Origin of the sequence: Protofrankia coriariae, from assembly GCF_001017755.1 — a bacterium.
GTDB classification, from domain to species: domain Bacteria; phylum Actinomycetota; class Actinomycetes; order Frankiales; family Frankiaceae; genus Protofrankia; species Protofrankia coriariae.
The window spans coordinates 1-4922 of the sequence record NZ_JWIO01000013.1; the positions used below are offsets into that span (position 1 = coordinate 1).

Consider the following 4922-nt stretch of genomic DNA (forward strand, 5'->3'; position numbering starts at 1 on the left):
CCCGCCGTGACGGCGGCTGGGACCGCGCGCATTCTTTCCGGGGACACGGCGGTCACGGTAGGTGGCGGGCTCGTGCTGTCGACGGGTGTCGTCGACCTGGGGGCGGTCAACTCCTCGGCGACCGTGGAGCTGCGCAACACCGGTCGCCAGCCGGTCGACTTCCGGTTCGCCTCCACGCCGCCCTGGCTGTCCGTCGTGCCGGCCACCGGCACGGTCGCGGCGGGCGATCGCAGGGCTGTCGCCATCACCCTCGACCGGTCCGCCGCGCCGGTCGGCGTGTTGGACCGGTCGGTCGCCGTCGCTACCGTCGGCGGCGACGGGAAGGGCGGGACGCTGCGGGTGACCGCCGTGGTCTCCGGCCCGCCGGCCGTCGGCTCGCTGACCGTCACCCCGGCCGTTGTGTACACGACGGGATGTCCGGCCGGGGCCGGGCCGACCGTGTCCACGGTGTCGGTGCGCGCGACGGATTCCACCGGTGTCTTCCGGGTGGACCTGGTCGCTCATCTGCCCGACGGGAGAACGACCACCAGCGCGCTGAACCTGGGCGAGGCCGCGGAGGACTGGTCGGTGTGGTCGGGGCCGGTCGGGCCGTCGGCGGTCCCGGGCTCGTTGTCGTTCACCGTCACCGTCACCGACCTCGACGGGCTGCGCGCGCAGTCCACCGGTTCGCTTGAGATCAGTTCCTGCCCGGCCGCCGCCGAGCCGGCCAGTGCGGGCTGACGGTGCGGCGTGGCCGGTGTCCCACCGGCGTCTCGTACGGTCGCCGTGGGCCGTGGGCCGTGGGCCGTAGGCCGTAGGCCGTGCGCGTGAGGCGGGACGCGAGTGTGGGCACGGGTGTGTGTACGGGCGTGTCCCGGGCAGTCTAGGCTTTCACCCATGGCATCGGTGTCGCTGTCCAAGGGCGGCAATGTATCCCTCAGCAAGGTCGCCCCTAACCTCCGTGCGGTGACCGTCGGTCTCGGCTGGCAGGTACGCCAGACCTCCGGCGCCGACTATGACCTCGACGCGAGCGCGATCGTCGTCGACGACCGCGGCAAGGTTCTCTCCGATCAGTATTTCGTGTTCTTCAACAACCTGGTCAGCCCGGACGGGGCGGTTAAGCACCTGGGCGACAATCTTGTCGGTGGTGGTGGCGGGGACGACGAGCAGATCACGGTCGAACTGTCCGCGCTCGCGCCGCAGGCGTCCAAGGTTGTCTTTGCGGTGTCGATCTATGACGCGGAGGTTCGCCGGCAGACCTTCGGTCAGGTGCGTAACGCCTTCATCAGGGTGAGTGATTCGACTACTGGTACGGAGATCGCCCGGTATGATCTTACCGAGGACGCGTCCACGGAGACCGCGATGATTTTCGGTGAGCTTTATCGATATTCCAGTGAGTGGAAATTCCGCGCGGTGGGCCAGGGATACGCCTCGGGCCTGCGGGGAATCGCCCTCGACTTCGGCGTCAACGTCTCCTGACCGCTGCTGTCCCGGCGGTTGGCGCCGGTCACCAGGACAGCCGAAGCGCTCGGCGGGCCAGGTGGGGCGTCTCCGCGGATGATGACTCTTACGGAGACACCCACTGTTTTCGTCTGCCTGTTTCGTCTGCCTGCTGTCCGCCTGAAGGGCCGCCGACGGTGCGATGATGTTTTTCGTGCCGCTGGCGGCCCGGGGCCTCGACTCCCTGTGCGACGGTGTCAGGTGCTCGGGGTCGGCGTCAGAAGTTCCGATGGCTGCGCGCCGATCGTGGCGGTCGGGCCGCTGGTGACGGACGCCCCCTGGAGATCGACCCGCCATGCTATGGAATGCCGGTGAAGAGCGATGTTCTGTGGGGTCGCCGTGGGCTTTTCCTTGCAGACGAATGCCCGGCGCAGATCGGCATGGCGGTTCTCGGTGAAGAAGTTGACAGCCATCCGGCTCAGCTCACGGGTGCGGTAGACCTCAAGAGGCATCTCGGCCTCGTCGGCGGCGAGCCGTGAGGTCTTGGCGTCCAGCGCCTCCTGCCAGCCCTCGCCGGCCAGTTCGTCGGCGAGGGCCAGCAGGGCGTCGTCGTAGTCCGACGGCCCGTGGGGGAGCAGCCGGTCCACCAGACCCATGGCGGCCGCTTCCACGTCACCGACGGGAAGGCACTCGGTGGTCAGTGTCGCCGCGACATCCTTACCGACTCGTCGTGGCAATGTGTACGTCCAGTATTCGGATCCGTACAGTCCCATGTTGTCGTAGTGCGGGTTGAGCACCACCCCGGTGCGGGCGGCAACCAGGTCCGCGCCAAGCGCGAGCATGACGCCTCCGGCGCCGGCGCTGCCCGAGATGCCCGCGACCACGAGCTGGCTGGTGCAGGTGATGATGGCCTGGCACAGGTCGTCCATCGCGTCGATGTTCGCCCAGGCGGCGGTCGCGGGCCGTTCGGCCGCCTCGATCACGTTCAGGTGGATGCCGTTGGAGAAGAAGGTGTCACCGCCGCGCAGCACGATCACACGGGTGTCCTGCTGGCTCGCCCAGGTGAACGCGGCGAGCAGCCGGCGGCAGTGCTCCGTGGACATGGCGCCGTTGTAGAAGTCGAAACTGATCAACCCGACGGGGCCGTGACGGTGGTAGCGCACGTCCCGACCGGCGTCCGGGTCGGGAGCCTCTGACGTCGCCACCGGCAGCGGCTGGACGTGGTCGGCCACCACCAGGTTGGCCGGGAGTTTGGGTTGGCCGGCGCGGCGGAGGTGCCCGATCCACACCGCGCCGTCGACGGTGGGTACCAGCACGGCGCCGTCCCGCCGGGACAGCAGTGTGTTCTCGCGCTCACCGTCACGGGCCCGCGCGGCGGGGAGGGCGACGACCGGACTGGCGTCGAAGGCGCGTAGCTGCTCACCGAACAGCAGGCAGGGGGCGCCTGGTGAGCCGTCCGATGCCGCCACCTTGCGCAGGACGTCGCTGGTGGTGTCGGTGTCCCAGTCGATGCGCCGGTCGTCGGCGCGGGTGGAGGGCCGCAGCCTGCCGCGCAACCGGTGTGCCGGGATGCTGTCGAGCGGTGTGGGCACGAATCCGACGACCTGCGCCTTGTCGACCACGTCGTGGATGACGGCCATGGCCGCGTCGGTGACCGGCCCGTTGTAGAGTGCCGACTTGCTCATGCCGAGTGGGACGGCGAACTCCCGGGTCGACCAGATCGGCCCGGCGTCCATCTCGGCGACGGCCTGCAAGGCCGTGACTCCCCAGGTCGACGCCCCTTCCAGAATGGCCCAGTCGAGCGAGGACGACCCGCGGTCACCGACCGGCCCCGGGTGAATGATGATCGTCTGTCGGGTCGTCCAGATGTCGTCCGGTACCCGTTCGCGCAGGAAGGGGCATATGATCAGGTGAGGATCGGACAGCTGGACGGCCTCGCGCATCGTTTCCGCGCTGAGCGCGAGCTCGACCGTCACACGGTGGCCCGCGCGCCGTAACTCGATCCATGCCCGCTGGGTGAGCCCGTTGAATGCGGACGCGAGTAGAAGAATCTTCATTTTCTTTCCTTGTCAGAGGTCAGATCGAAACTCCGAACGGGTTTTCGGGTGAACCTGTTTTCCCGGGATCGGGACACGGGGGTGCGTGGATCCGCGGGCTGGTCCCGCGACGGGTGGCGGCCACTGGTGCGGTGATCGTCACTGGCGGTCGTGTCACCGTCCCGGAGATCGCGACAGGCGGTGGTTCTTCCTGGCCGGACCGAGTGCGTCGGGGTCCGCGGCGGAGGAGTGCGGGACGGGGGAGGGGATGACCTGCGTGGTTACGGCACCGGCGCCGGCAGTGGATGCCGGCTGGTGTGAATGCGCCGCACCGCGCGGTGAGGGGCTGCTGTCAGCACGGGAAAAGCTGGCCGGGGTAGGCCTTTCTGAGCGGGCGGGGGGGTGGTGATGATCGGGTATGGGGGCGCCGATCCCGCCGGTCGCGGCGAAGATGATGAACATCAGAACGATGGACGCGGTGAAAGCGGTGATGGTCCCCATGGCGAAAGGATCGACGCCGTGAGGTCGTGGCACGGCGGGGTCGGCGGTGACGCGGGTGGCTGCCATGCCCGTGTAGTGCATCCCGCACACCGCGACCGCCATGATCACCGATGCGACGATGCGTAGGCTGACACCACCGATGTGGAACGCGATCCAGAAGGCGGCTGTCGAGGCCACGACGGCGATGACAATGGACAGGCCGACCAGCGGCATCGCGTAGCTGATCGTCCCTTGGGTGTGCATCGCGTACATGCCGGTGTAGTGCATGGCGGCGACACCGGCTCCCGCGACCACTCCGCCGGTGAGCAGCCGCAGGACGTTGTCGGGATCGGCGGCTACCACCGTGAGTCCGACGCCGGCCACGACCACGGCGGTGAGCAGCGACAGGGCGGTGACCACCTCGTTGAACGTGATACCCAGCTCTATACGGTAAGCGACCATCCCGACGAAGTGCATCGACCAGATCGCGCACCCGCCCAGCGCCACGGCCGTGAGAGTCGTCCACGCCAGTCGACGGGCGCCGGTGGTCGTACGTAGGCGGACCGCGCACGCCAGGGCCGCGAACGAACCGAACGCGGCGAGAAGGAAGGAGAGCAGGACGAACACGGGGTCGTACGAGGCATGCAGATGTTCTGCTGCGGCACTGACCGGTCCCATCCCAACCCCCAGGAGTTCGCCACATGCCACCAGGGGGCTGCCGAGTAACGGTATTTGATCAGCAGCCTCCGGATCTTCCGGCTGGGCAACCATAGCCGGACCAGGGTCAGTCAGGTGATCGGCCTCACGCTAAAATGAGTTAACTAATTAAATTATTTTAAATAATCTTTTATTTAAAGAAACTTTTACAGACGAAGCGTCATCAGGCGAAAAATTTTGCTCCGACAGCGTAAACATTTACTTCAAGTGACGCTTCCGGAACGGATGACCCGAGCGACGGCCGACGGTCCGCTGGCGGGCGACGGCCGC

Annotated in this window: 3 protein-coding genes and 1 pseudogene; 2 read left to right on the plus strand and 2 right to left on the minus strand. The window is 67.6% G+C overall.

The window, feature by feature from the left end:
- Positions 1–720, plus strand: a pseudogene (locus tag FrCorBMG51_RS09540) (hypothetical protein); the annotation flags it as partial.
- Between the two features lie 156 nt (positions 721–876).
- A complete protein-coding gene (locus FrCorBMG51_RS09545; RefSeq protein WP_047222735.1) occupies positions 877–1458 on the plus strand; it encodes a TerD family protein in 582 nt (193 codons plus the stop codon).
- Positions 1459–1676: 218 nt separating this feature from the next.
- Here FrCorBMG51_RS09545 and FrCorBMG51_RS09550 read toward each other — a convergent pair whose 3' ends face one another.
- On the minus strand, positions 1677–3476 hold the full coding sequence (locus tag FrCorBMG51_RS09550; RefSeq protein WP_047222736.1) for a hydrogenase maturation protein: 1800 nt from the start codon (positions 3474–3476) through the stop codon (positions 1677–1679).
- Positions 3477–3629: 153 nt separating this feature from the next.
- Entirely contained in the window at positions 3630–4613 is a 984-nt protein-coding gene (locus FrCorBMG51_RS09555) for an MHYT domain-containing protein (RefSeq protein WP_047222737.1), read from the minus strand.
- Positions 4614–4922 lie beyond the last annotated feature (309 nt).